General features: G+C 52.0%; 19 protein-coding genes. 13 read left to right on the top strand and 6 right to left on the bottom strand.

Going from position 1 to position 23,448, the window contains the following annotated elements:
* Positions 1 to 177: 177 nt before the first annotated feature.
* Entirely contained in the window at positions 178 to 1,494 is a 1,317-nt protein-coding gene (locus J3348_RS09605) for a phage/plasmid primase, P4 family (protein WP_207698859.1), read from the bottom strand.
* Positions 1,495 to 1,567: 73 nt separating this feature from the next.
* Positions 1,568 to 2,170 (bottom strand): CHC2 zinc finger domain-containing protein, encoded by a 603-nt coding sequence (locus J3348_RS09600; protein WP_242702943.1) that lies wholly within the window; start codon positions 2,168 to 2,170, stop codon positions 1,568 to 1,570.
* A 450-nt stretch (positions 2,171 to 2,620) separates the two neighbouring features.
* Here J3348_RS09600 and J3348_RS09595 point away from each other — a divergent pair, with 450 nt between their 5' ends.
* Positions 2,621 to 3,436 (top strand): helix-turn-helix transcriptional regulator, encoded by an 816-nt coding sequence (locus J3348_RS09595; RefSeq protein WP_113991720.1) that lies wholly within the window; start codon positions 2,621 to 2,623, stop codon positions 3,434 to 3,436.
* 279 nt (positions 3,437 to 3,715) lie between these two features.
* On the opposite strand, the gene dcm (J3348_RS09590) is transcribed toward J3348_RS09595, so the two are convergent.
* Positions 3,716 to 4,954 (bottom strand): DNA (cytosine-5-)-methyltransferase, encoded by a 1,239-nt coding sequence (dcm, locus tag J3348_RS09590; protein WP_207698858.1) that lies wholly within the window; start codon positions 4,952 to 4,954, stop codon positions 3,716 to 3,718.
* Between the two features lie 70 nt (positions 4,955 to 5,024).
* Positions 5,025 to 6,263, bottom strand: a complete 1,239-nt coding sequence (gene dcm / locus J3348_RS09585) for a DNA (cytosine-5-)-methyltransferase (RefSeq protein WP_207698857.1) — start codon at positions 6,261 to 6,263, stop codon at positions 5,025 to 5,027.
* 147 nt (positions 6,264 to 6,410) lie between these two features.
* Between dcm (J3348_RS09585) and J3348_RS09580 the strand changes: the two genes are divergently transcribed.
* Genes J3348_RS09580 through J3348_RS09570 form a run of 3 tightly spaced genes read left to right on the top strand, consistent with a single transcriptional unit; the run spans position 6,411 to position 9,348 of the window.
* Positions 6,411 to 7,763, top strand: a complete 1,353-nt coding sequence (locus tag J3348_RS09580; RefSeq protein ID WP_207698856.1) for a Sau3AI family type II restriction endonuclease — start codon at positions 6,411 to 6,413, stop codon at positions 7,761 to 7,763.
* A 1-nt stretch (position 7,764) separates the two neighbouring features.
* Complete coding sequence (locus J3348_RS09575) at positions 7,765 to 8,892, top strand: hypothetical protein (RefSeq protein ID WP_207698855.1); 1,128 nt, start codon at positions 7,765 to 7,767, stop codon at positions 8,890 to 8,892.
* A gap of 9 nt (positions 8,893 to 8,901) precedes the next feature.
* Entirely contained in the window at positions 8,902 to 9,348 is a 447-nt protein-coding gene (locus J3348_RS09570; protein WP_207698854.1) for a very short patch repair endonuclease, read from the top strand.
* A gap of 1 nt (position 9,349) precedes the next feature.
* On the opposite strand, the gene J3348_RS09565 is transcribed toward J3348_RS09570, so the two are convergent.
* Both J3348_RS09565 and J3348_RS09560 read right to left on the bottom strand, forming a co-directional pair.
* Positions 9,350 to 11,158, bottom strand: coding sequence for a DUF4365 domain-containing protein (locus J3348_RS09565; protein WP_207698853.1), 1,809 nt, complete (start codon positions 11,156 to 11,158; stop codon positions 9,350 to 9,352).
* A 535-nt stretch (positions 11,159 to 11,693) separates the two neighbouring features.
* Positions 11,694 to 11,942 (bottom strand): DUF6061 family protein, encoded by a 249-nt coding sequence (locus tag J3348_RS09560; RefSeq protein WP_207698852.1) that lies wholly within the window; start codon positions 11,940 to 11,942, stop codon positions 11,694 to 11,696.
* 553 nt (positions 11,943 to 12,495) lie between these two features.
* On the opposite strand from J3348_RS09560, the gene J3348_RS09555 reads away from it, so the two are divergent.
* The 9 genes from J3348_RS09555 (at position 12,496) to J3348_RS09515 (ending at position 23,421) form a co-directional block, all read left to right on the top strand.
* Entirely contained in the window at positions 12,496 to 13,236 is a 741-nt protein-coding gene (locus tag J3348_RS09555; RefSeq protein ID WP_112121590.1) for a MurR/RpiR family transcriptional regulator, read from the top strand.
* Positions 13,237 to 13,413: 177 nt separating this feature from the next.
* The gene (locus J3348_RS09550; protein ID WP_112121591.1) at positions 13,414 to 14,802 is read left to right on the top strand and encodes a PTS transporter subunit EIIC; all 1,389 of its coding nucleotides are present in this window, start codon (positions 13,414 to 13,416) and stop codon (positions 14,800 to 14,802) included.
* A 26-nt stretch (positions 14,803 to 14,828) separates the two neighbouring features.
* Positions 14,829 to 16,259 (top strand): 6-phospho-beta-glucosidase, encoded by a 1,431-nt coding sequence (locus J3348_RS09545; protein WP_112121592.1) that lies wholly within the window; start codon positions 14,829 to 14,831, stop codon positions 16,257 to 16,259.
* Positions 16,260 to 16,423: 164 nt separating this feature from the next.
* Positions 16,424 to 16,714: an MATE family efflux transporter gene (locus J3348_RS09540; RefSeq protein ID WP_242702941.1), complete on the top strand. Its 291-nt coding sequence runs from the start codon at positions 16,424 to 16,426 to the stop codon at positions 16,712 to 16,714.
* A 1,106-nt stretch (positions 16,715 to 17,820) separates the two neighbouring features.
* On the top strand, positions 17,821 to 18,786 hold the full coding sequence (locus J3348_RS09535) for a tripartite tricarboxylate transporter substrate-binding protein (protein WP_097782793.1): 966 nt from the start codon (positions 17,821 to 17,823) through the stop codon (positions 18,784 to 18,786).
* Positions 18,787 to 18,879: 93 nt separating this feature from the next.
* On the top strand, positions 18,880 to 19,395 hold the full coding sequence (locus J3348_RS09530; protein WP_113991662.1) for a tripartite tricarboxylate transporter TctB family protein: 516 nt from the start codon (positions 18,880 to 18,882) through the stop codon (positions 19,393 to 19,395).
* 11 nt (positions 19,396 to 19,406) lie between these two features.
* Positions 19,407 to 20,915, top strand: a complete 1,509-nt coding sequence (locus tag J3348_RS09525) for a tripartite tricarboxylate transporter permease (RefSeq protein ID WP_015536705.1) — start codon at positions 19,407 to 19,409, stop codon at positions 20,913 to 20,915.
* A 15-nt stretch (positions 20,916 to 20,930) separates the two neighbouring features.
* The gene (locus tag J3348_RS09520; protein WP_207698851.1) at positions 20,931 to 22,286 is read left to right on the top strand and encodes a sulfatase-like hydrolase/transferase; all 1,356 of its coding nucleotides are present in this window, start codon (positions 20,931 to 20,933) and stop codon (positions 22,284 to 22,286) included.
* A gap of 16 nt (positions 22,287 to 22,302) precedes the next feature.
* Positions 22,303 to 23,421 carry a GntR family transcriptional regulator gene (locus J3348_RS09515; RefSeq protein WP_113991663.1) on the top strand — a complete coding sequence of 373 codons (1,119 nt, stop codon included), beginning with the start codon at positions 22,303 to 22,305 and terminating at the stop codon, positions 23,419 to 23,421.
* The last annotated feature ends 27 nt before the right edge of the window (positions 23,422 to 23,448 follow it).

Below are 23,448 nucleotides of genomic sequence, written 5' to 3'. Positions count from 1 at the left end.
CTTGGGGTGTACAAAAAATCTGTACGGACTTCAAATAACCCGTACGGTCTGTACGGTGTACGGAAACCTAAAATACAAACGATAACACGTTCAAATTTACTTCAATTTGCCGTACAGGTGCGTACAAGTACAGACCGTACAGGTTGTACGAACTTCTTCCGTGAAAAAATGCACTTTTTACGGGCAGGGGTGGACAAGCGGTTCGATGCCTACAAAACCCCGCACCCTGCGGCCACCGGGCAGGTAGATGTTGTTGGTGGCTTCAAGGTTGTAGCGGCGGTCATTCTGGCGCAGTTCTGCGCTGAAACGGATGGCTGATACGCTGTGGCAGGCGTTGTCCTCGCACCACTGCTTATAAATGTCGTAGAACTCCTTGGAGCTGATGGAGTAGTCCGCCTTGAAACGGAAGTAGCCCTCGGACTCCATAAAGTCGATGACATTGTTGCTGCTGCGCTTGATGGTGTCCACGTTGGCAGCGGCTCGTTCGCTGACCGTGAAGCGGAAGTTGTTCTGCACCAGCCGATGCAGCCCTTCCAGACACCAGAGCAGGATGCCCTCCAACTCGGCGCACATCTTCTCCACAAGGAAAGGGTCGTCCGTGCGGTCGGCGGGCTTGTCCTTGGTGGTCAGGATGAGTTGGCGGCGAAAAAAACCGTCCGAATGGTCGTACAGCGAGGTCAGTGCACCGTTGCCGAAACAGAGGAATCGGGCGTAGATGTCGCGCTGGTAGCTCTGGACACCTTTGCGCTCCAAGTCCAGCTTGGCCTCGGCGGTCACGATGGTCTTAATATAATTCGTTTTGGGCAAGGCGTTCATATCCATATCATCGTCGATCATCAGCAGGCGGCGTTCCAGATCGGCGCGGGCAAAACGGTTGTTCTCCACTTTCTGGACGCTGCCGTTGCTGGCGGCATCTCCCATGAGCCGTTTCAGCACCAGCCCGATGCGGGACTTGCCCTCGCCGCCCTTGCCGACAATGAGCATCATCTTCTGCCCCTTGGTGCTGGGGATGAGGCAGTAGCCCAGATATTCCTGCAAGGTGGGGATGTCAGCATCGTCCAGCAGCTCGTGTAGAAAGGTCAGCCAGCGGTCAGGGCTGGCGGCTTTGGGGTCATACCTCACAGGCAGGCGGTTCTGGCAGAACAGGCGGCTCTCCTGAAAAGAGCCGTCCGGCAGATGGAACACGCCGTTCTGGAGGTGGATGCAGTCCTGCTCGATGGGGAACGGGTCGGAAAAGGCCAGCAGCTTGATGGTCTCCAGAATGTTGGTGACCTTTTTGGACAGGCCGGAGGTGACATATTCCTCGATATTCTCCAAGATGCGCTGCTTGATTTCGCTCTCGTCCTCCACCGGGCCGTCCAGCGTGTACAGCGTTCCGTTGACGCATTTCAGCGGCCACTGTTCCAGAAAGGCACGGCCAAACTGGACTTCGTCAATTTTCTTGCCGTTGTACCAGTCCGGCCATAAGGGGTTGCGGGAAATGTTTTTCTTCATAGGGTAGTTCTCCTTTAGAAAAGTGAAGTGGTGGGTCTCACGGTGAGACCCACCACTTCGGGTGAATAAATTATCAGGCGCACTTCGCCAGAGCAAGGCGGTCGATGCGCTCTTCCAGCATCAGCAGGTACGACCCGGACAGCAGCTGTGAGGCGGCAGCGGCCTTCTGCTGGGGCGTCCCAAATGCAACGCAGTCCGTCAGGTGCTCGATGGTCTCGGTCATGTGGAGGGCTTCTTCAAACCGTGGGTCATGCGGTTCTTCCGGGGTGGCGGGCTTGTAGCGCTCCTGCCAGTCGTGCATCAGGTCGAGATAATCGGTCAGCACCCGCAGGCAGTAGGCGATGTCTGCCCACTGCTTGTCCGTCAGGTCACGCTTGGGCAGCGGCAGGGCGATGGCATTGGCGGGCGGCTTATCCGGGTCAAGCCCGAAGTCGTGTATCAGCTTCTCGGCGGCTTGCCGGGGATTCAGGTCAAACAGCTTGGCGGTGAGGTCTATGGCATCTCCATTGGCCCCGCAAGCGAAACAGTAATAGTAGGATTCGTTCAGCATCATACTGGGGTGGTTGTCGGAGTGGAACGGACAGCACACCATGCCATGGCGGTCGGGCTCCATGCCGTACATCTCTCCCACCTGCCGAACGGTGATGGCGGACTTGATCTTTTGATATAAACTCAAAATTTCTCCTTTGCTCAAAAGCTCTGGCACGGATCAATTTGATCCCTGCCACGTTCAAAGTCACCGGTGTTCCCAAAATGGGAACTTCGGTGAAGCCGGTCTCCCTTGCTGCCTCCCGACAGGAAATCTTTTTGGACTCTGTGTCGGCCCCATGCAGGGCGCTCGCTCCCCCGATGGGAGGTCTTGGCGGTCTGGGCAGTTCGGACGGTCATTCTGTTCTCAAGGTTCTGGTATGAAAGATATTTCAGAGGGCTTTCGCGGGAAGCCCTTAATATGTTCGCTGCTGGGGAGTTATATGTTTTCTTTTTGTCTATAGGATAGCACCGCAATGGCCGCTGTGCCGTATATCCATAATGTCGGAAAACAGGTGCAGAATCAGCAAAATTCCACGCTTATGGACAGGAACCGCCGGAAGTGGTATACTGTGCAAAAAACATCGGAGGTGCGACCATGAACATCAAGCTGACACTGGGAGAACGGCTCAAAGACCTGCGTGTGGAGCGGAATCTGAAGCTGGAAACGCTGGCAGAGCAGACGGGTCTGTCCAAATCGGCACTGTCGAAGTATGAGAGCGACGATGTGACCGACCTCAGCATTTATGCGGTGACAACGCTGGCTGAGTTCTATGGCGTGACCACGGACTACCTGCTGGGGGTGACGGAAAACAAAAAACGCCCAGATGCAGTCCTTTCGGACTTGCATCTGAGCGATGGCGCAGTGGACGTATTAAGGAATGGAAAATTCAATCATCGGCTGCTGTGTGAGCTGATCGTGCATGAGAATTTTCAGAGGTTCATGACCGATCTGGAAATCTATGTGGACGGATATGTCAGCGCAAACATTCAAAACCTCAATGCTGGTCTGGAAGCGACCCGGCAAATGCTGAAAAAGAAGTATGCAGCAGATGAAAACGATTTGTACATGAGCACCTTGAAGCTGGGGCAGATCGATGAAGATGAGTACTTTGGCCGGGTCTTGTACGATGAGTTGGTGGCCATCCTGAAGAACATCAAGACGGAACACCGCAAGGACAAGACCACTTCGGATGGTTCAATGATCGATAACCTGATGAAGGAACTGGAGGATGCACAGAAACATGAAGGGTCTGCGGATGAAAAGAAGATCCGAACGGCATTGAAGGCAATCGGCATCAACTACGATAAGCTGACAGAGGATGAAAGAAAGCTGATAAAGAAGATTCTTTATAAAACGGCAATGCTGAAACCGGGAACACTTGCAGGCAACCGGGGAAAGCACAGACGTTGATTATTTACCTTGCGGCTTATAGGGGAAAAACGCTGCTGCGGCAGGACGGGAGAACGTACACCATTGGTTCCTCTGAAAGCCTGCGCTGGGTGGGCAGAGACCGTCAACTGCCACGCCCATCCGCGCATCCTTCTGCCACAGAACAGGTGCTTGCCGGAGCCTTTCGCAGCCCCTTTTCCGCATCAGCCGGAACCAAGGTGTAACACACTAGACTTTGCAGGCAAAGTCGTGTGCCAAAGGGGTGCTGCGGCCCCTTTGGAAACCCAAGAGAAACGCCCATCAACTGCGCTGCTCGTCCTCGGCCAGTGCGCTGATCCGCTTGCCCATGGCCTTGACCAGCGGAACGACAAGCGCATTCCCCATGGTGAAATAGCGCAGTCGTTCCGGCATCCCGGCTGTCCAATCATCCGGGAAGCCGTTGAGCCGTTCGCATTCGATGGGCGTTAGCGTACGCAGACGTTGGGTCTGTGGGTCTGCGACTACATGGGTGCTGCGGGAAACGGAGCCTTCGCTGGTGAGCATCGTGCGGGCAGGAAGGTCGGAACAATCGGGGAATGCCATAGAGCCTTCCGAAAAGAAATAAGTAGAACCGTTCCTGCGGTGGCGGGTCTCCTGCTTTGCGCCCTTGAGATACCGCCAGTGATTGATGTCGGCAGCAGAAAGGAAATATCGCTCTGCAAGTGGGGCGGTCTCCAGCACGGAGCAGAGCGGCTTATATGGGAATTGAAGGGGAAGGCTCTCGACGGAATAGAAGCGGCCGTTGACCATGAGCCCGGAGGCGTAAAAGTGGCAGGATTGTGCGGCAGACAGATCCTTCAAGTCGAGGTAACGAAACTCATCGAGCCATCCCTCGCTGTATTTCCGTTCAAAACCATACAAGGGAAAGATGGGGGCAAAGAAGCCGTCCTGCAGGAGCAACTGGTGGGCACCCTTCAGACCCTCTACACAGATGAGGTCCGCTGCTTTTCGGAACAGGGCGGTGTCGTTTCGGAAGGCAAAGAGAAAGGTGCGCCGCCTGCGCTGTGCTTCGCCATAGTCGGCGGCATTTATCACCCGCCATTCAACGGCATAGCCTGCTTCATAGAAGCACCGTAGGATGATGGAAAAATCACGCCCCTTTTGCCATGCTGGAGACTTGATGAGCCGGTCTACGTTTTCCAAAAGGACATAGCGAGGCTTGTGTGCCCGTAGGATAGCGTTGATCTCCCACCAAAGAACGCCCTTCTTCCCTTCTATCCCTCGTGCGCCCCTTTTGGCGATGGAGTAATCCTGACAGGGAAAGCCACCGACCAAAAGGTCGTGTGGAGGGATGTTTTCTTTGGCGGTCACGATGTTCTGACAAACGTGTTCTGGGCGATGCCCGAAATGCCGTTCGTAGCACTCGAAAGCAAATTGGGAACGCATGGATGGTTCCCACTGATTCGCCCAGACAGTTTGAAAGCAGGAGGAAGCCTGCTCCAGCCCAAGGCGAAAGCCGCCGACCCCGGCGAAAAGCTCAACAACACGGATATTCTCCATGATAGGGCACCTCTTGATCGTGGCGAAAAAGCATAAAAACCAAGGCCGACTAAGCAGCCTTGGTTTTTTGTTATAAGATATCCAGTAATTGCTTGCCCATTTGGGTGATGAGCGGAACGACAAGGGCATTGCCCATGATGAAGTAACGCTGACGCTTCGGCATCCCAGTGTCGGTCCAGCCCGTCGGGAAACCGTTCATGCGTTCGCACTCCTCCGGCAGCAGGATACGCAACTTCCCTGTTTTAGGGTCGGTGATCGCATGGGAGCTGCGGTTCTTGGTACCCTCACTGGTGAGCATCGTACGACCGGGACGGTCGAGAGGGTCTGGGAACGCAATGGGACCTTCGGAAAAGGTGTAGGAGTAGCCGGTCTTGGAAGTGCGCTCGATGGTCTTGGCACCCTTCATGTACTTCCACTTTTCCAGATCCTCATCCTCGATGAAGAAGCTTTTGTCGATATCGCCGTTGACAATGATATCGCCGAGCAGCATCGGTTCCTTACCGTTCGGGACGGCTTCCAGAGAGAAGATCTTACCGTTGCACAGCACACCGCTGTTGTAGAAAGCGGCTCTGAAACGGTTCGTTACGTCAACGGTGTCGGTATATTCATTGAAATCGACGGTGGTCACTTTCTTAGGGTCTGCGACCTCAGAATGCACCGGGAATGCATGGGCAAAGAAGCCCTCCTGCATCAGCCAGACACGACCGTCCTTTGTGTCCGCAGAGAAACACGAGGTCATACGCTCATACTGCTTGGTGGTGTTCTTGAATGCAAAGATGAAGGTACGCCGTCTGCGCTGGACGCAGCCATAGTCTGCGGCATTGATCACACGCCATTCGATGCCATAGCCTTCTTCCTGCAGGCACTTCAGGATGATGCCGAAATCACGGCCACGCTGGGATGCGGGTGATTTAAGCAGGCGGTCTACATTCTCCAGCAGAACGTAGTTGGGATGGTTCTTCTGGATGATCTGATAGATGGACCACCAGAGGACGCCCTTCTTGCCCTCGATGCCCTTAGCACCGGTGCTGGCAACAGAGTAGTCCTGACAGGGAAAGCCACCCACCAGAAGGTCGTGCGGCGGCACTTGATCGATCACGGTGGCGATATCTGCATTCACACAGTGGGAATCCTCGCCAAAATTTTTGTCGTAGCACTTATAAGCCCATTGACCAGCTTGGCCGGGTTCCCATTGGTTTGCCCAAATCGTCTTAAATCTTTCGGAACAACGCTCTAATCCAACGCGGAAACCGCCGACGCCGGCAAATAGCTCCACAACACGAATATCGCTATTTGCTGACACTTTCATAACACCCCATTCTGTGATATACTTAAATCTAAGTATACACTTTTTTGAGAAAAAGATCAACCACTTTTTGTGATTTTGACCGTTTTCTCACCATTATTATAGCAAAAACCTACCGAGGGATCAACCCCTAAAATTGGAGGGTAAGTCATGGAGCAGCGGAAGTACAAAACGAAGGCGGAAGTTCTCGCTCGTGGGCAGGAAGCAGTCGGCAAAACGCTGGGCGAGATCGACAAGACTGGGCGCATCGCAACAGGCAAAGGTGCCATCGGTACCGTTGTGGAGGAAAGCTGGTTTGGGTATAAGCCCAATAGCAACCCGGCTCCCGATTTTGAGGAGGCGGGCGTTGAATTGAAGGTGACACCCTATCGGCAGACCCCTCGTGGCATTCAGGCCAAGGAACGGTTGGTCTGCGATATGCTGAACTATGATGAAGAATACTACAAGACCTTCGAGACCAGTGCATTCTGGGTGAAGTGTGCTTGTATGCTGCTGATGTCCTATGAGCACCGGGATGGGGTGCCCAAGGTCGACTTTACGATCGACAAGGCAGTGCTGTTCCAGTTCCCGGACGAGGATCTGGAGGTCATCCGCAATGACTGGAAGATCCTGATGGACAAGATCAAGGCAGGACAGGCACACCTGATCAGTGAGGGTGATACCATGTATCTGGCAGCGTGTCCGAAAGGCCGCAACTCGCAGGATACCCGGTCGCAGCCGTTCAGTCCTATCCCGGCCATGAAGCGGGCGTACTCGCTGAAGTCCAGCTACATGACGCAGATCTTGCGGCGGTACATCTTCGGGGACGAACCCTGCGAGAAGATCATCAAAGACCCGGCAGCGTTAAGAACGACCAGCTTTGAGGACTGGTTCAGCGCAAAAGTCCGGCCTTATGTGGGGATGAGCAGGACGGAACTTAAGGCACGGCTGGGCGTAGAAACGAATGCCAAGAACCTCAACGAGCTTTTAGTGGCAGCGATGCTTGGCGTGAAAGGGCATCTGTCGAACACAGAGGAATTCCAAAAGGCAGGCATCCAACCGAAAGCCATCACTGTGGAGGTAGATGGAAGTATCGAACAGAATGTGTCCTTCCCGAGGATGGATTTCTGTGCGATGATGAACGAAACGTGGGAAGAGTCTGCGCTCTATGACCTTCTTGCACCGACCAAATTCCTGTTCATCATCTTCCAAAAGTCGAAGGACGGCGAGTGCTACTTCCAGAGGGTGAAATTCTGGAATATCCCGGCAGAGGATCTGGAAGAGGTGCATCATGTGTGGCAGCGTACGGTCGATACCCTACGGGAGGGTGTTCACATCTGGAAAGATGCCAGCGGGCGGAACCGCAATAACTTGCCTAAGGCATCGGAAAGCCGTGTGGCTCACGTCCGCCCCCATGGGCGGGATAGTACGGATACCGCGCCCCTACCTACGGGTGGTTCTATGACGAAGCAGTGCTTCTGGCTGAACAATTCGTATGTTGCGGAGCAGATAAAGGAAGTATAAAATGGCAGGATATGTATTTGCTATCGGCGGAGATACCGAGATAATAAAGATCTGTGCAGAACGAGGGGTTTATGCGACTCGCTTGAACAGTTTGGCTTCAAGACCGTTTGAGGCAACGCTGGCGGATTATGTGTCCATGAAACCGGGAGACAATGTTTACTTTTTTAGTGAGCGTAAAATCTATGGTATCGGAGAATTGGTCGCAGTCGGCCCAGATTGCAAGTATTCAAATTTTCCGGGTTCATCAACTTGTGCAGCGGTCGATTACGCAGATGTGAGGGATGACCTGTTGGTCGATTCTGGTGAGGAAAGTATCTGGTACCGATGGTTGTGCACTTTTAAGGCGTCGCCGTACTTTTTTGAGGAAGGAATCGACACCGATGAGGTGTTGGTCTATAAACCGAACACGTTCAAGATGCTTCGTGCCTTTTGGAATGTCTCATTTATAAAATTGGGCGATGAAGAAAACGAGTCCCTGAAAGAGATATTATTGCTTCGGCATCAGCAAGAAATGCGAACAGGTCAGCATGTTTGGGAAAGAAATGATGAGATGCATGACCTGATAGGCGCACATGAGTTGAACCGATATTTGATCAAACCGGAGAGTTTGCTTCGCAACTGTGTAAGAGCAGATAGGGTGAAACATGAAATGGCCCTAGAGGTATCGGTCGTTTATGACTTATGTAATGAGGGAATCCCGAATCTTGGCAGATGGGATTATGTGTCCCATCAAGTGGTAGCATCCCCGTTCAAGCCTATCAATTATATGGATAAGATTGATGTTTTTGCTGCGAGATATTTGGAGGGGACAAGAATCCCGTGCCAATATTTGACCATTGAACTGAAGAAAGATAAGGCAGAAAAGTCGACGATAGACCAAGTCTTGAAATACGTTGATTGGGTGTGTGCAGAGTATGCGTATGGTGACTATGAAATGATAGAAGCCTGTATCATCGCAGCAGATTATGAGGATGATCTGAACGAGTACTATCGGGAAGTTGTACGACGGTACTATACGCTTGGAAGTCACCCGGTCCGCAATAAACAATGGAATCGGCTGAAGCTTTTGCGGTACATCTGCGTTGATAATAGGATCGTTTATGAGGATGTGACACCTCAGATACAGTGATAAAACCAAATGAAACATCCAAAATCATATGATACGACCCCGGAAACATCCAAACGGATGTCTCGTGTCCACCTGAAGCAAGGCAAGGCGGAAGTCCTTTTGGCGAAGCGTCTGTGGCATCTGGGTTTTCGGTATAGGTTGAACGATAAGCGTCTCCCCGGCTCTCCCGACATTGCCGTCCTGAGATATAATATCGCTATCTTCGTGGATGGTGAGTTTTGGCATGGGCAGAACTGGGAAGAACGCAAGCCGAAGCTGAAACGTAACCGGGAGTACTGGATAGCCAAAATCGAGGAGAATATCGCACGGGATATCCGGGACGACAAGGATTTAAGGGCGAAGGACTGGTATGTTATCCACTTTTGGGAGAAGGAAGTGTTGAAAGATACGGAGGAATGCATCAGTTCGATTCGGGAACTGGTTGAAAGCCGAAGGGAAGAATGGCTGGACTTGTGAATCAATGGTTGTTTGGCATAAAGTGACTAATTGGAAATCCTAAAAAAGTGGATTGTTCTTCAAGAGAAAGTTTTGAAAAGTGTACAGTAGCTGCAACAGGTGAATCCAATAATAAGTAAGCACCCACATATATTTGTTCATCTTCTTGAGGAGATTCGGTGAGTTGGTATAAGTCGGCTTGTTCGGAAACCGTTAATTTGCGTGACCGTTTGATAGCCTGATAATGATTGATGGTTGTGACAGAGGGCAGAGAGAAAGTGTCATTTTTTCGCACCCAGTCAGTAAGTTCTATAACTGCTGAGAGAATGTCTTCTCTCGTAGAATTGCTACAATCATATGCATGAAGCATTTCAAGAATGAGAGTGTTGAGAGACTGCGAATATTCTTCGGAGAAAGGGATTCCCTTAAGTGTGTCGAGCATGATGTCGTAGTCAATATTATCACACCACACCATGAGGTTACGATTTAATTGGACATAATAAGAAGATGGATTTTCATTGCCGGAAGAATCCTCTGTCGTAAAAGTTATAGGAGCTTGATTGAAGTCATAAACGTCATAGAAATTATCGGTTCCCTCAATGGGAAGTGTGCATAAAAGAAGATTTAGATTGGCAACATGGCAGGGTCTAAAAATAGAGTCAGAAGGAACTAATTTGACTGATTTTTTGTCCAGAAGTGCGATTTTTAAGATGTTAAGACAATTTTGCCCGGCTTCATTGATAAGCGAGGGGTCTAAATCCTTTTTCACATGGAGAAGGTTTAGAGTGTCCTGCATACCGACCAAGAAGTCGAGTTGTTTTTGGATGGAAGAAACGTCAATGAAACCGGAACTGTTGGAAGATGCGCCACTAAAATTTAGTACACCACCATTTATTTCGTATTGCTGAGCGTTTAGTACAGCAATAATGAATCGAGCATCTCGGATGCGTTCGGAAAGTGAACCCGACAGAGAAAAATGAAAATCGGGTTTGGCTTGAGTGCCAACTTGTAGAGCTTGATGAATATCCGCACCAAAATTTATGGTTGACAAATTTTTCGTGCGGGAAACAGTATAGTGGTCGTAGAATACTACTGACTTTACACTAATTGGGGCATTTACTGTATAGTTCACAGTCTCGACATTTTTTAGATGAGCAATGGGCAAGGTCACATTGTGTGGCTGCTTAACATAAAGATATGTTTCGTGGTCGAAAAAATAGTCGAAGGGAAATTGATAATTTCGTGATGTAGTAGAATAGCCCATAGTAAGTTCTATATTGGAAAATTGTGCAGGATCAGATGTGTACAACGACTCTAAAGTAACAGGGGTGCTGTTAATGGACGCACGCTGCATATTCATATGATGCGTGAAGTTGAGGAAAACATCTGCGATGTCGTTTTTCTTTTTGGGAAATGCTTTCAGTTCAATGCTCTTATACTTATAAGGATCTCCGTCATATGCCTTTAGATGTTTCTTTAGGTCGTATGGAAGCAAGTCTGCATAATATATAGCTGCCTTATCGCCAGAATCGTTGATATAAATAACAAAAAATATGGTTCCGCCTGTAGCAAGATAGTTCTTCAAGTCGGCGTATTGGATAGAGTATTTAATGCTCTTCTTTTTCAAATTTGGTTTACAGTGCCCTTTGACCTGGACAGGGACTTTTAGAATTAAATCGGCCTTAGCGTGGACGTGACCAGCTTTTCGGTATACTTCAACATCGCCATCCCAAGAGGGTTCCTTATCATTGGAATTGATATGGGCGACTAAATGGTCAGTCTTGCCTAAGGCAATTTGAAGATAGCTAAGGCCAAGCATTTCAGAATTCATGTTGAACCTCCTGTGTAGCGGTTACAAAGTGAGTAAGGAATCGATGTGTCTTGATTATACACCCGAAAGCACAGAAAGATCAACTGATAATAAAAATTCTTGAGAATCAGAAAATGAATCGAAAGAAAACGCAAGATGCTTGCCCACGAGGTTTTCTGGATAGATAGACGGGCATTGTCGGTAAGATTTGCGCTGAGTCTTACACTAAAGGAGCGTTTTACGCTGACATTTCAGGATTTACGCTGAAAATACGCTGACTTGGTATGGTTTACGCTGAATTTGCGCTGAAAACGCGCAATCGCGCGAACAAAGCGCGAATAAACCGCGAACAAAAATCGCACGGGCGTGCATTCTTCATACGTAGAAAGATGCGATGTGAAAGCGAAAAACTGCAAAAATAAACTGTAATACGATTGAATTTTGCGGAAGAGGAATCGTATGCTAGAATGCACGCCGTGCAATGCGGACTGAAAGAAAGTCAACAATAAAAACGCGTGCCGCGCGATTAGCGGTTTTAACGCGCGTTTTCTGTGGCTCAATCTTCCAGCCTGCCGTGGTCACATCCCAGCGACAGGTAGTGCTCCATCTCCCCTCTCAGTACCATCTGCGCATACTCCAAAGGCTTGTTATAGAGCAGCCAGTCCAGCTCCGCCCGTTGCGCTGGGGTATGGCCGTACTCGTCCTCCACAGCGATGCAGTCAATGGCAAGGGTGGTGCCATCTTCGAACTGGGCTTCCACCCGGTTGGTGTCCATGTTGTAGCGGCAGGAAAGCAATTTTGTCATAATAGTATCCTCCAAGACTTGATTTTTGGTGTGCGGTCACTCGAACCAATGCCGTCAAGTCGTTGTCGGATAAGTCGATTTTTCATTTGTCTGAAAGTAAGTGCACGGTTTCTGCACGGTTTTTGCACGGTTTCAAAACGTGCAAAGGGTGCAAATCGTTGCAAAATCGGACAAAGGGTGCAGAAACTCGAAGTTCAAAATCTGCGATGCTTCGCTGATAAATAACGTTAAAACGTAACTTCCAAAAATTGAGGGAATCGACCGGCGTGCGCTACGAATCAGTAGGCCGGGGGTTCGAGTCCCTTCCATCGCACCAAACAATGAAAATCCGAACCTTTTCTCGATAGGAGAAGGGTTCGGATTTTTTGTTTTCTTCGGAAAGCAGAATGAAGGCTCTATCCAGCTGAGCTACGATCGCACATACTGATGCTGTCAGTATAAAACGGTATAGCACAGCCGCGCTAAAAATGCAAACGGAAATGTTCGCCCTGTTTTTCCGTTCTTCCTTTTGCTATAATAAGGACAGATATCGGGACAAGGAGGGAGCCTTTTCATGGAACTATTCACCCCGCAGCAGATCAAAAATCTGAACGAGTTGGAACTGCTGGTCTACCAGTACATCATCGAGCATCCGAACACGGTGCCCTTCATGCGCATCCGGGAGTTGGCAGCGGAAGCGCACGTTTCCACCACCACAGTGCTGCACTTCTGCAAAAAGGTGGGCTGTGACGGTTATGCGCAATTCAAATGGAAGCTGAAGGAGCAGGCCGGTTCCGCGCAGGGATCCCGTCTGCCGGACACGCTGGGCGAGTTGCAGAACTTTCTGTGGAAAGTCGGCACGCCGGAATACGATGCAGCGCTGGACGAAGCCGCCGGTATGATCGCACGGGCAGAGCGGGTGTTTCTGGTGGGCATCGGCAATTCCGGCAGCATAGCCGAGTATGGTGCACGGTATCTGTCCAATCTGGGCAAATTCGCGCTGGGCGTGACCGACCCGTTCTATCCCATCACCGTCACGCCCAACACCACCATCGCAGCCGTCATTCTTTCGGTATCCGGCGAAACGAAGCAGGTGCTGCATCTGGCCCGGCAGCTGAAGGAGAAAAACGCCGGACTGATCGCCATTACCTGTTCCGACCAGAGTTCTGCGGCAAAGCTTTCCGACATCACCCTGCCGTACTACAGTTCCGTGCACCGCGTGACCACCGAAAGCTACGACCTGACCAGTCAGATGCCTGCACTTTACCTGCTGGAAGCACTGGCCCGCCGGGTGTACAACCGCCTGCTGGAGTGACCGCAGAAACGCTCCGTCAATTTGTACAGATGTTTGTATCCATGTGCAGAAAAAACAAGCTGTTTTTTCTGCACATTTTTGTTTTTTGGCGCATCAAATCAGCTGACAATGCGGTTTTTCCTCTGTATAATGAGGACACAAGGCAAACCCGTGATCTGATGAAAAGGAGAGAACATCATGGCAAACAAAATCCGCGATTACACAAAGCTTGCCGCCGACATCTGTGCCGCCGTCGGCAAGGACAATATCCTCAGCGCGACCCACTGTGCCACCCGCCTGCGTCTGGTGCTGAGGGAAACACCCTCGGACGAAGTGACCAAACAGATCTCCGAGATGCCCGCCGTCATCAAGGTGATGGAAAGCGGCGGCCAGTATCAGGTGGTCATCGGCACCCATGCCAAGGACGTGTACGAAGCACTGGCCCAGCTGCTGGATCTGGACAACAGCACCGCTGCCGCGCCGGAAGTCAAGCAGGGCCTCGGCAGCCGCATCATCGCCACCATGTCCGCCGTGTTCGCACCCTTTGTGTACATTCTGGCCGCAGCCGGTCTGGTGCAAGGCGCACTGATCATCATTACCCACTTCTTCCCCGCTTTTGCGGCCACCGGTACGTATTCCGTGCTCAGCTTCATCAGCTGGACGCCCTTCACCTTCCTGCCGGTCATGATCGCCGTCACTGCTTCCAAGCACTTCAAGTGTAACACCTTCATTGCCATGTGGTGCTGCATGGCGCTGGTCAACCCGGACTGGGCTTCCATCGCTGCCCGCATCGCAGACGGTGAGGTCATCAAGTTCCTGGCCTTCCCCATGAGCCAGACCACCTACACCTCCACCGTGCTGCCGCCGCTGTTCCTGGTGCTGGTGCTCAGCTGGCTGGAGCACTGGCTGGACGAGCATCTGCCCGACATCATCAAGGCGCTGGCTGTGCCCTTTATCTGCACCATTGTTATGGTTCCCCTGACTATTCTGGTCATCGGCCCGGTGTCCAATGTGCTGGCAAACGCCATTGCTGCTGCCTACAACTTCCTTGCCAACAACGTTCCCGCACTGGCCGCCATTCTGGTGGGCGGCATCTGGCAGGTGTTCGTCATCTTCGGCGTGCACTGGGGCGTCACTCCCATGTGCCTTGCCAACTTTGCCAACTACGGCTGCGATTCCTTTCAGGCATTCCAGACCTGCGCCGTCATCGCACAGGCTGCTGCCTGCTTCGGCGTGTTCCTCAAGACCAAAAAGGCCGACATCAAGAACGTTTCCCTGTCCGCTGGCCTGACCGGCATCTTCGGCATCACCGAGCCCGCCATCTACGGCGTGACCCTACGCCTGAAGAAGCCCTTCGTCTGCGGCTGCATCGGCGGTGCCATCGGTGCGCTGATCATCAGCTTCTTCAACACCAAGTACTATGTATACGCTGGTCTGCCCGGCCTGTTGACCACCGTCAACGCCATGAGCGACGCCAATCCCTCTTCCTTTACCGGCATGATGATCGGCGTGCTGGCCACCATTATCATCACCATTGTTCTGGTGCAGGTGGTGGGCTGCGACGAAAAAGAATCCCAGAAAAACTGATATACATTTGACCAAGGAGAAAGAATATGCTTCCTGAAAACTTTTTGTGGGGCGGTGCCGTTGCTGCCCATCAGCTGGAAGGCGGCTGGAACGCCGATGGCCGCGGCCCGTCCGTCAGCGACGTGATGACCGGCGGTGCCAACGGTGTGGCCCGCCGCATCACCGATGGCATTGTGCCCGGCGAATTTTACCCCAACCACGAGGGCATCGACTTCTACCACACCTACAAGGAAGATGTGAAGCTGTTTGCCGAACTGGGCTTCAAGTGTTTCCGCACCTCCATCTCGTGGAGCCGCATCTTCCCCCGCGGGGACGAGCAGCAGCCCAACGAGGCCGGTCTGCAGTTCTACGACGATCTGTTTGACGAACTGCTCAAGTACGGCATCCAGCCGGTGATCACCCTGAGCCATTTTGAGATGCCCTACGCCCTTGCCAAGGAGTACGGCGGCTGGTACAACCGCAAGTGCATCGACTTCTTCGTGCACTACGCCGTCACTGTGATGGAGCGCTACAAACACAAGGTCAGGTACTGGATGACCTTCAACGAGATCAACAACCAGAGCAACACCACCAACGACATCTTTGGCTGGACCAACTCCGGCGTGCGGTTCTCCCAGTTCGAGAACAAGAAGAAGGCCCTGTATCAGGTGGTACACCACGAACTGGTGGCCTCGGCCCTCGTGGTCAAAAAGGGCCATGCCATCAACCCGGACTTCCAGATCGGTTGCATGTGCTCCTTTGTGCCGTACTATCCCTACTCCTGCAACCCGGACGACGTGATGCTGGCGCTGGAATCCATGCACGAGCGCTACTACTTTGCGGATGTGCACTGCCGCGGTCACTACCCCGCCTACGCTAAGAAGGAATGGGAGCGCGAGGGCACTGCCCCGGTGATGGAGCCGGGCGACGAGGCCATTCTGGCCGAGGGTGCTGTGGACTATCTGGGCTTCAGCTACTACATGAGCAACGCGGTGCGTTCGGACGTGGCCGTGGAGAGCGACGGCATCAGCGGCGGCAATGCCCACACCGTGCCGAACCCCTACGTCAAGGCCAGCGACTGGGGCTGGCAGATCGACCCGGTGGGCCTGCGCTACGCACTGGCCACCCTGTACGAGCGGTACGAGAAGCCGCTGTTTATCGTGGAGAACGGCTTCGGCGCCATCGACAAACTCCAGCCCGACCACACCTGTGACGACAGCTACCGCATCGACTACCTGCGCGCCCACATCGAGGAGATGAAAAAGGCCGTGGAGTTGGACGGCGTGGACCTGCTGGGCTACACCCCGTGGGGCTGCATCGACGTGGTGTCCTTTACCACCGGCGAACTACGCAAGCGGTACGGCTTTATCTACGTGGACCGCAACGACGACGGCTCCGGCACCGGGAACCGCTATAAGAAAAAGAGTTTTGACTGGTACAAGCAGGTCATTGCCACCAACGGTGAGGACCTGGGCTGAGATATTTTCCGCAAAAAACACGACGCCCCGCCGGGTGCCGTGTTTTTTTTGCGCCATTTTGCCGTTTCCATCTTGCAAAAGTAGCGTAGTGCCTTATAAAAGAGGCTGTGCCCCGGTGTGCGCGGGCACGGTTTAGGGATATATAGGATAAAGGGAAAAAGAGTATGAGTTCTCAAACGAATACGCTGACGGAAGGCCCTCTGGCCAAGCAGATCTTTCTGGTCAGTCTGCCGCTGGCGCTTTCCAACCTGCTGGTGGCGCGTTTTTACGGTGCGCGCCACCCCAAGGACGTGGAAAAGACCGTCCACTCGGCGGCCATTATCAGCGCCGTTGCCGGTGTGGTGCTGTTGCTCATCGGCCTGCTGGGCTCCCCTGCCATGCTGCGGCTGCTGCATGGCGGTGGTCCGTGCAGGAGAAGCAGCGGGCAAAATTCATCTGACCGTCACAGCAGATGATAGCGTTCAGAAGCGGCTGACGATTCTGATTCGGGAAGCAGAGGGCGGAATCTCAAAAAGTCGGTGAAGGCTCAAAATAAAAACAGGGTGCGTCCCTGAATAGGACGCACCCTGCCAAAGACCACAGACAATAGCGATATGTACAATAGGGCGTTCCCCGTCGGGAACACTCTGTTTCTCTCTATAAGTTGGAGGAATTGCGTCAAATTGACACAATTCCTCCTCGTCCGTTCTAAGCAGGGTTTGGGGCAGGCACGCCCCAACAAGATCACTTCGGAAATGCGGACGCATTGCAGAAGTGAAGTCCCGGATGGACAAAAAATTTTCAAGAATTGAAAATTTGTGGCCACGGGACGGTTCTTGCCCTCTACCGCTGCGCTCAAAACGCATTTTCAACAAATGTTTCCGAATTGTTAAGACGCAAAAATAAGTAGAGGTGGTGCTGCTCATGTAATGGGGTCACCGTTTGCTCCGAACGAAGTTCCTGCCCCTGTTTGTGCAGCGGCGTTGACGGAAAGTCGGTATCACGTCCGGTCGGCTCATGAGATTTTCAAGGTGCGTTTCCCGTAAAAGAAAAATACCGCCCATGCAGCATAGCGATGGATTTTGTCGGGTGAAACAGCGGCAAAATGAATCGGGTGTGTTGCGGGGCGGTAAATTCTTTTGCGGACTTTCCCTCACTGAAGTGGTGGGTCTCACGGTGATAACCAACCACTTTTGCAGAAGATTTGCAATCAATCTACAAGTTCAGTGGGATTTGTGATAGAGAATATCATGGTTCGTAGGGTACGTCAAGATGATTCCGAAGAAATTATTTATGAATGGAGACAATAGTAAGACTTCTATTATGAATATGATACACTTTACATCATGAAAGAATTTAAGCTGCACAAAGATGATTCAAGCGGATGTGCAATATGCACAATAAGTTTTCTACAGCAAAATACAGATGTGGTCATTTAGCTCTTTTACCAGACAACTTTTTTTATAAAATAAAAAAATTTGTTGACTTGAAATTGCTTGAAATGTTATCTTGTTGGTAACAAAAGCACGGTGAAGTGCTTGCTACCACACGAAAAGGCAAAACAAAAAAGGAGAGTAAAATGATGAAAAAGCGTATTGCGGCGTTGGTCACCGCCGGTGTCCTTGCTTTGTCGATGCTTACCGGCTGCGGAAGCAAACAGGAGAGCTGGAAAGTTACCTGCCCGTGGGCACCGTCTGGTGTAGCAGCGATGGTCAGCCAAAAGGCTGCTGCCAAGTCCCCTGATTATTCTGATAATAAAATCACACTGGTTGCTGAAGCCGTCAAGGGCGATGCTGCTACTGTCAACACTTGGGTGTCCAGTACTAAGGCAAATGATAAGGAACTGGTCTTCGCCGGTGAGGGTCTGTTCGCCATTACCGAGACTCTGGATCCGGCCAAGCTGCAGTTCAGCTACGACGATTTCGAGTTCGTGGAGAACTTGTACTCCTCCGTCTTCGTCCTGTCCGCTGATTCTTCACTGAACCTCAAGAACCTGGACGATCTGGAGGCCTATGTCAAGGCAGGCAACCCCGTATCCGTGGCCGTTAACGGCGCTACCGGCTCCGAGGCTTTCCTGGCAGCGGCTCTGTTCGGCTCTATGGGTGCCGGAGACCAGCTGAAACTGACTCCGTACCAGTCCGCTGCGGAGGCTGCACAGGCTGTAGCTAAGGGTGAAACGAACTTCGCGGTCTCTCACCAGTCTCAGATTCTTGAGACCTACCAGCAGGGCGGCGTTGATGTGGTTTGCGCATTCGATGACAAGGCTATCGAAAACGGCCCCTTCGCAGGCGTTGAGGGCGTTGGCTCCAAGGGCTACCCCTACTTCCGCAACCGCTGCTTCGTCATGGCTCGCAAAGGTACTGACGCCGCAAAGGTTGCCGAGCTGAAAGAGCTGTATGATAAGATCCTCGCCGATGATGAGATGGTCGAGTGGCTGAACGATACCATGCTGCTGGAAGTTGATACGATGAGCGAAGATGACGTCAAAGCTCATATTGAGAACGTCAAGAGCATCGTCGAGCAGTATAAGGACATCGTGGCAGGCTGATAAAAAGCCCTCATAGCGACAAAAAGCTGAAGCAGGGGGAACGGGGACATCCCCTTCTCCCTGCTTTTATGTTTTCAAAAGGAGTTGAAACAAGTGAAAAATCTGATAGAACGTGCCGAAGCAAAACTGGATGAATGGGGCGCAAAGCTCGAACAGAAGAACATCGAGTACCCGGTAGACCTGATTTGCGGCATTCTGTTTCTGGTCATTGGCATCGTGCTGCTGCTCATCATGCCGCAGCAGGTGCAGATCTCGGAAAAAGACGTTGTGAATGGCCGCGCTTTCCCGACGATGCTGATTTGGCTCATGCTGGCCATGAGCGCCCTTCTGGTGGGCCGCGAGGCATACAACATGGTGATGCACCGCCCGACCAAAACTAAAACGCTGAATCTTTTGGTGGAAACAAAAGCACTCGTCATCGTCCTCATTCTGGTGGTCACTTATCTGCTGGCAGAGGTCACGGATCTGTTTGTTGTGGGCGCTGTATTCTGCGCACTGGCATTTCTGGTCTTTTTCCGCTGCAAGAAACCCCTTTACTATGCCATCACAGTTTCAATGGCTGTGTTGATTTGGGTCGTATTCCACTTTGTGCTGAATGTTAGTTTCTGAGGAGGCAGAATATGGGTTTGTTTGACTTTATCGGCCCGGCCTCCGGGCTGCTTTTCACCCTCGAAAATATCATCTGGATAAACCTCGGCGTCTTTATTGGCTGCGTGTTCGCGGCCATCCCGGGATTAAGTGTTATCCTCTGCATCATCCTATTCCTGCCTGTCACTTATACCATGCGTGCGATTCCCGGCATGATGTTCCTGTTGGGCATTTACTGCGCAGGTGGCTATGGTGGCTCGGTATCGGCTATCCTTATCAACACGCCGGGTACGCCCCACGCGGCGGCTACTATGCTGGACGGCTATCCGCTGTCCAAAATGGGCCGCACTAAGGCGGCGTTGAAAATTGCACTTTATGCATCTACCTTTGGCGGTATCTTCTCTGCGTTGGTGCTGCTCTTCCTCGGCCCTCAGGTCGCAAAAATTTCGGCACAGCTCGGCACGGCGGAGTACTTTATGGTCTGCCTGTTCGGCATGACGATTATTGCAGGCGTTTCTGGTAAGAGCCTTGTCAAGGGCATCATCGCCGCCTGCCTTGGTTTGCTTATTTCCTGTGTGGGCGCAGACCCCATGACCAGCTATGACCGCTTTACATTTGGTATTCCCCGTCTGTATCTGGGTCTTGACCTTGCCGTTACCCTCATCGGTTTGTTCGCACTGGTGGAAATCATTGGCAAGGCAGAGCTGAAGCGGAATGAGTTGAACCTTCACGCCGGAAAAATCGGCAATGATGACGGCAAAATCACAAAAGATGAATACAAGCGGATGTTCCGACCAGTGCTGATGGGTTCTATCATCGGTTCCTGTGTTGGTATCGTACCTGGCACGGGTGCGTCGGAGGCCTCGTGGTTCTCCTACAATACTGCGAAGAACCTGTCCAAGCATCCCGAGGAATTCGGCCACGGTTCTGTGGAGGGCGTTGCGGCTGCTGAGTCTGCCAACAATGCCGTCTGTGGCGCGACCCTGATTCCCTTGCTGACGCTGGGCATCCCCGGCGACGGCTGCGTGGCCATCATGTTGTCGGCCCTGATGATAAATGGCCTGAACCCCGGTCTCTCGCTGTTCACCACCGACGGCGCTATCATGTATGCCATCATGCTGGGCCTTATCCTCGTGAACATCTTCATGTTCCTGCAGGGCAAATACCTGACTAGCCTGTTTGCAAAGGTCGTCTCCATCCCTCAGCAGATCTTGACCCCCATCATCGTGATTTTCTGTTTCGCCGGTGCTTACTCGGTGAACAGCAGCTATTTTGATTTGAGCGTTGCGCTGGTGTTCGGCGTGATGGCGTGGTTCATGCGCAAGCTGGAGCTGCCCGCTGTCCCTGTGCTGCTGGGCATGGTGCTGGGCAATATGACCGAGACGAACTTCCGCCGCGCCCTGCTCATCTCGGATGGAAGTCCCAAAATCTTCTTCAGCAGTGTGTATTGCTGGATTTTTATCGCGCTAATCGTGGTGGTTATCATCGGCATCCTGCGCGGCAAGATGAAGGAAACGAAGAACGCGAAAGTGGAACAGTAAAAGGAGGTAAAGACCGTGGCATATAACATTATTTTCTACTTCAGTGACCAGCAGCGCTGGGATACCTGCGGCTGCTTCGGCCAGCCGCTCAACGTCACACCCAATCTGGACAAGCTGGCAGAGGAGGGCGTAAAATTTGACAATGCTTTCTCTCCCCAGCCGGTGTGCGGCCCTTGCCGCGCCCTGTTCCAGACCGGAAAATACCCCACTGAGACAGGCTGTTTCCGCAATAACCTGATGCTGCCCTCGAATATCAAGACTCTGGGCGAGTATATGGAAAAAGATGCCGGCTACGAAACTGCCTATGTCGGCAAGTGGCATCTGGCCTCGGATGGCGAGCTGGAAAAGAAGCCGACCATTGACCATACCATTACAGCCGTTCCGTTGGAGTTGCGCGGCGGCTACACCGGCTACTGGCGTGCAGCCGATGTGCTGGAATTTACCTCCCACGGCTACGACGGCTATGTGTTCGACGAGAACAACAACCGCATCGATTTTAAGGGCTACCGTGCTGACTGCATCAACCAGTTCGCGCTGGACTACCTCGACCAGTACACCGGCGAAAAGCCCTTCTTCATGACCGTATCCCAAATTGAGCCGCACCATCAGAATGACCACAACCACTACGAAGGCCCCAACGGCTCGAAGCAGCGATTCGCAGATTTTGTTCTGCCGGAAGATCTGAAGGCTCTGGGTGGAAACGCAGCGGAAGAGTACCCGGATTATCTGGGCCAGTGTGCCAGCCTTGATGAAAACCTTGGTAAGCTGGTGTCAAAGCTGAAAGAAAAAGGCCTGTATGATAATACAGTTATCCTCTATGCTTCCGACCATGGCTCTCACTTCAAGACCCGCAACCGCGACGCCCATCTGAACGGATACGATGACTATAAGCGCTCGTGCCACGACGGCTGCCTGCATGTGCCGCTGGTCATCTGCGGCGGCCCGTTCAAGGGCGGCAAGGAAGTCACCGAGCTGGTCAGCACCGAGAGCATCCCCAAGACTCTGTTGGCTTTGGCAGGCGTGGATGTCGGCGACAAGATGATCGGCGAAAATCTGCTTGACGTTGTGGAAAAGAAAAATCATAATAGAGCTAATGAGGTCTACGCCCAAATCTCGGAGAGCCGCTGCGGCCGCTGCATCCGCACGGCAGATTATATGTACTCTGTCTATGCCCCCGGTGTCAATGGCGGCGAGGCTGCGGCATCTGATGTGTATGCGGACGACTTCCTCTATGATATGCAGAAAGACCCGTGGCAGCTGAACAATGTTGTCGCAGATCCTGCATACGCCGACGTCAAAGCGGAGCTTCGTGAGCGCTTGCTGAACTGGATACAGCACGCAGAAGGCACCCGCCCCACCATCACCGACTGAAAAGGAGCGTTTGCCCATGCTCTCGGCTGCTGAGAAAAAATCTGCTCAGGTATATCGTTGGCTTCTGGCTTATATCGACGAAAACAAGTTTTCTGGAAATCAACGACTGCCCTCGGAAAATGCACTCTGCCGAAAGCTGGGCGTCAGCCGGGAAACGATTCGAGTTGCCATTGACCGATTGGTGAATGAAGGAATCGTGTACAAAGTCAAAGGGAGCGGCACCTATTTCCACCGGGAAAAGGTGATGACGCGCGATTTGAACACCGAGGATGCACTTTATAAGATCGGCCTTGTTTTGCAAGGTCAGGATACGAGTGCAAATTCGGGATTAATCGAAGGGGTTCGCAGTGTCCTGACGCAGGAGCAGGTTGACCTCCATGTATTTCTGACCGATAACAAATTCTGCAACGAACGCCGCTGTCTGGAGACTGTGGTACATCAGAATTTTCACGGTTTCATCGTGGATGGTGTCAAATCGAGCATCCTCAGCCCAAATCTTGACTGCTACAAGGAGCTTTACCGACGTAAGATCCCGGTGATATTCTACAACAACTTCTATCGGAACTTGCGCTGCCCCCGCGTAACGATCAATGATATCGAATGTGCCCATCAGCTGATAGAACGCCTGATGGATGCCGGACACAGCCACATTGCAGGCATCTTCGTGTACGACAACTACCAGAGCGTAGAAAAGTTTCAAGGCATGGCGGAAGCGATGCGAAATCGTGGTTTGGAACTGAACGATGATTACATCAAGTGGTGTATTTCGGACGAAGCCCACAACGAAAGCTATGTCCGTTCCATTGAAAGATTTCTGAAGAGCATCCCTAAATGCACCGCTATCGTCTGCTGCAACTACATCATCTATCGGCTGGTCATGAAAACCCTGCAGAAAATGGGGAAGACTGTACCCGAAGATTATTCGCTGGTCTGTTTTGATTATTCCGAAGAAACTTATCGGCAGGAGGATGTTACCTGCTCCGTGGAGCAAGGCTTCGAGATGGGACGTCAGCTTGCGCTGCGGCTTATGGAGATGATTTCCACCGGCGAATGCGATGACCGGAACTACACTTATGTCATGAAGCCCATCCTCTACGATGGCCATTCCATCCGGAAGCTCAAAAAGGTAAAATAAAGATTCTCCCGGAGGTAGTACTGCTCT

It is taken from the genome of Faecalibacterium sp. Marseille-Q4896 (assembly GCF_017377615.1).
In the GTDB taxonomy this organism is placed as follows: Bacteria; Bacillota; Clostridia; order Oscillospirales; family Ruminococcaceae; genus Faecalibacterium; species Faecalibacterium taiwanense.
This window is presented reverse-complemented; position numbering and strand designations above follow the sequence as displayed.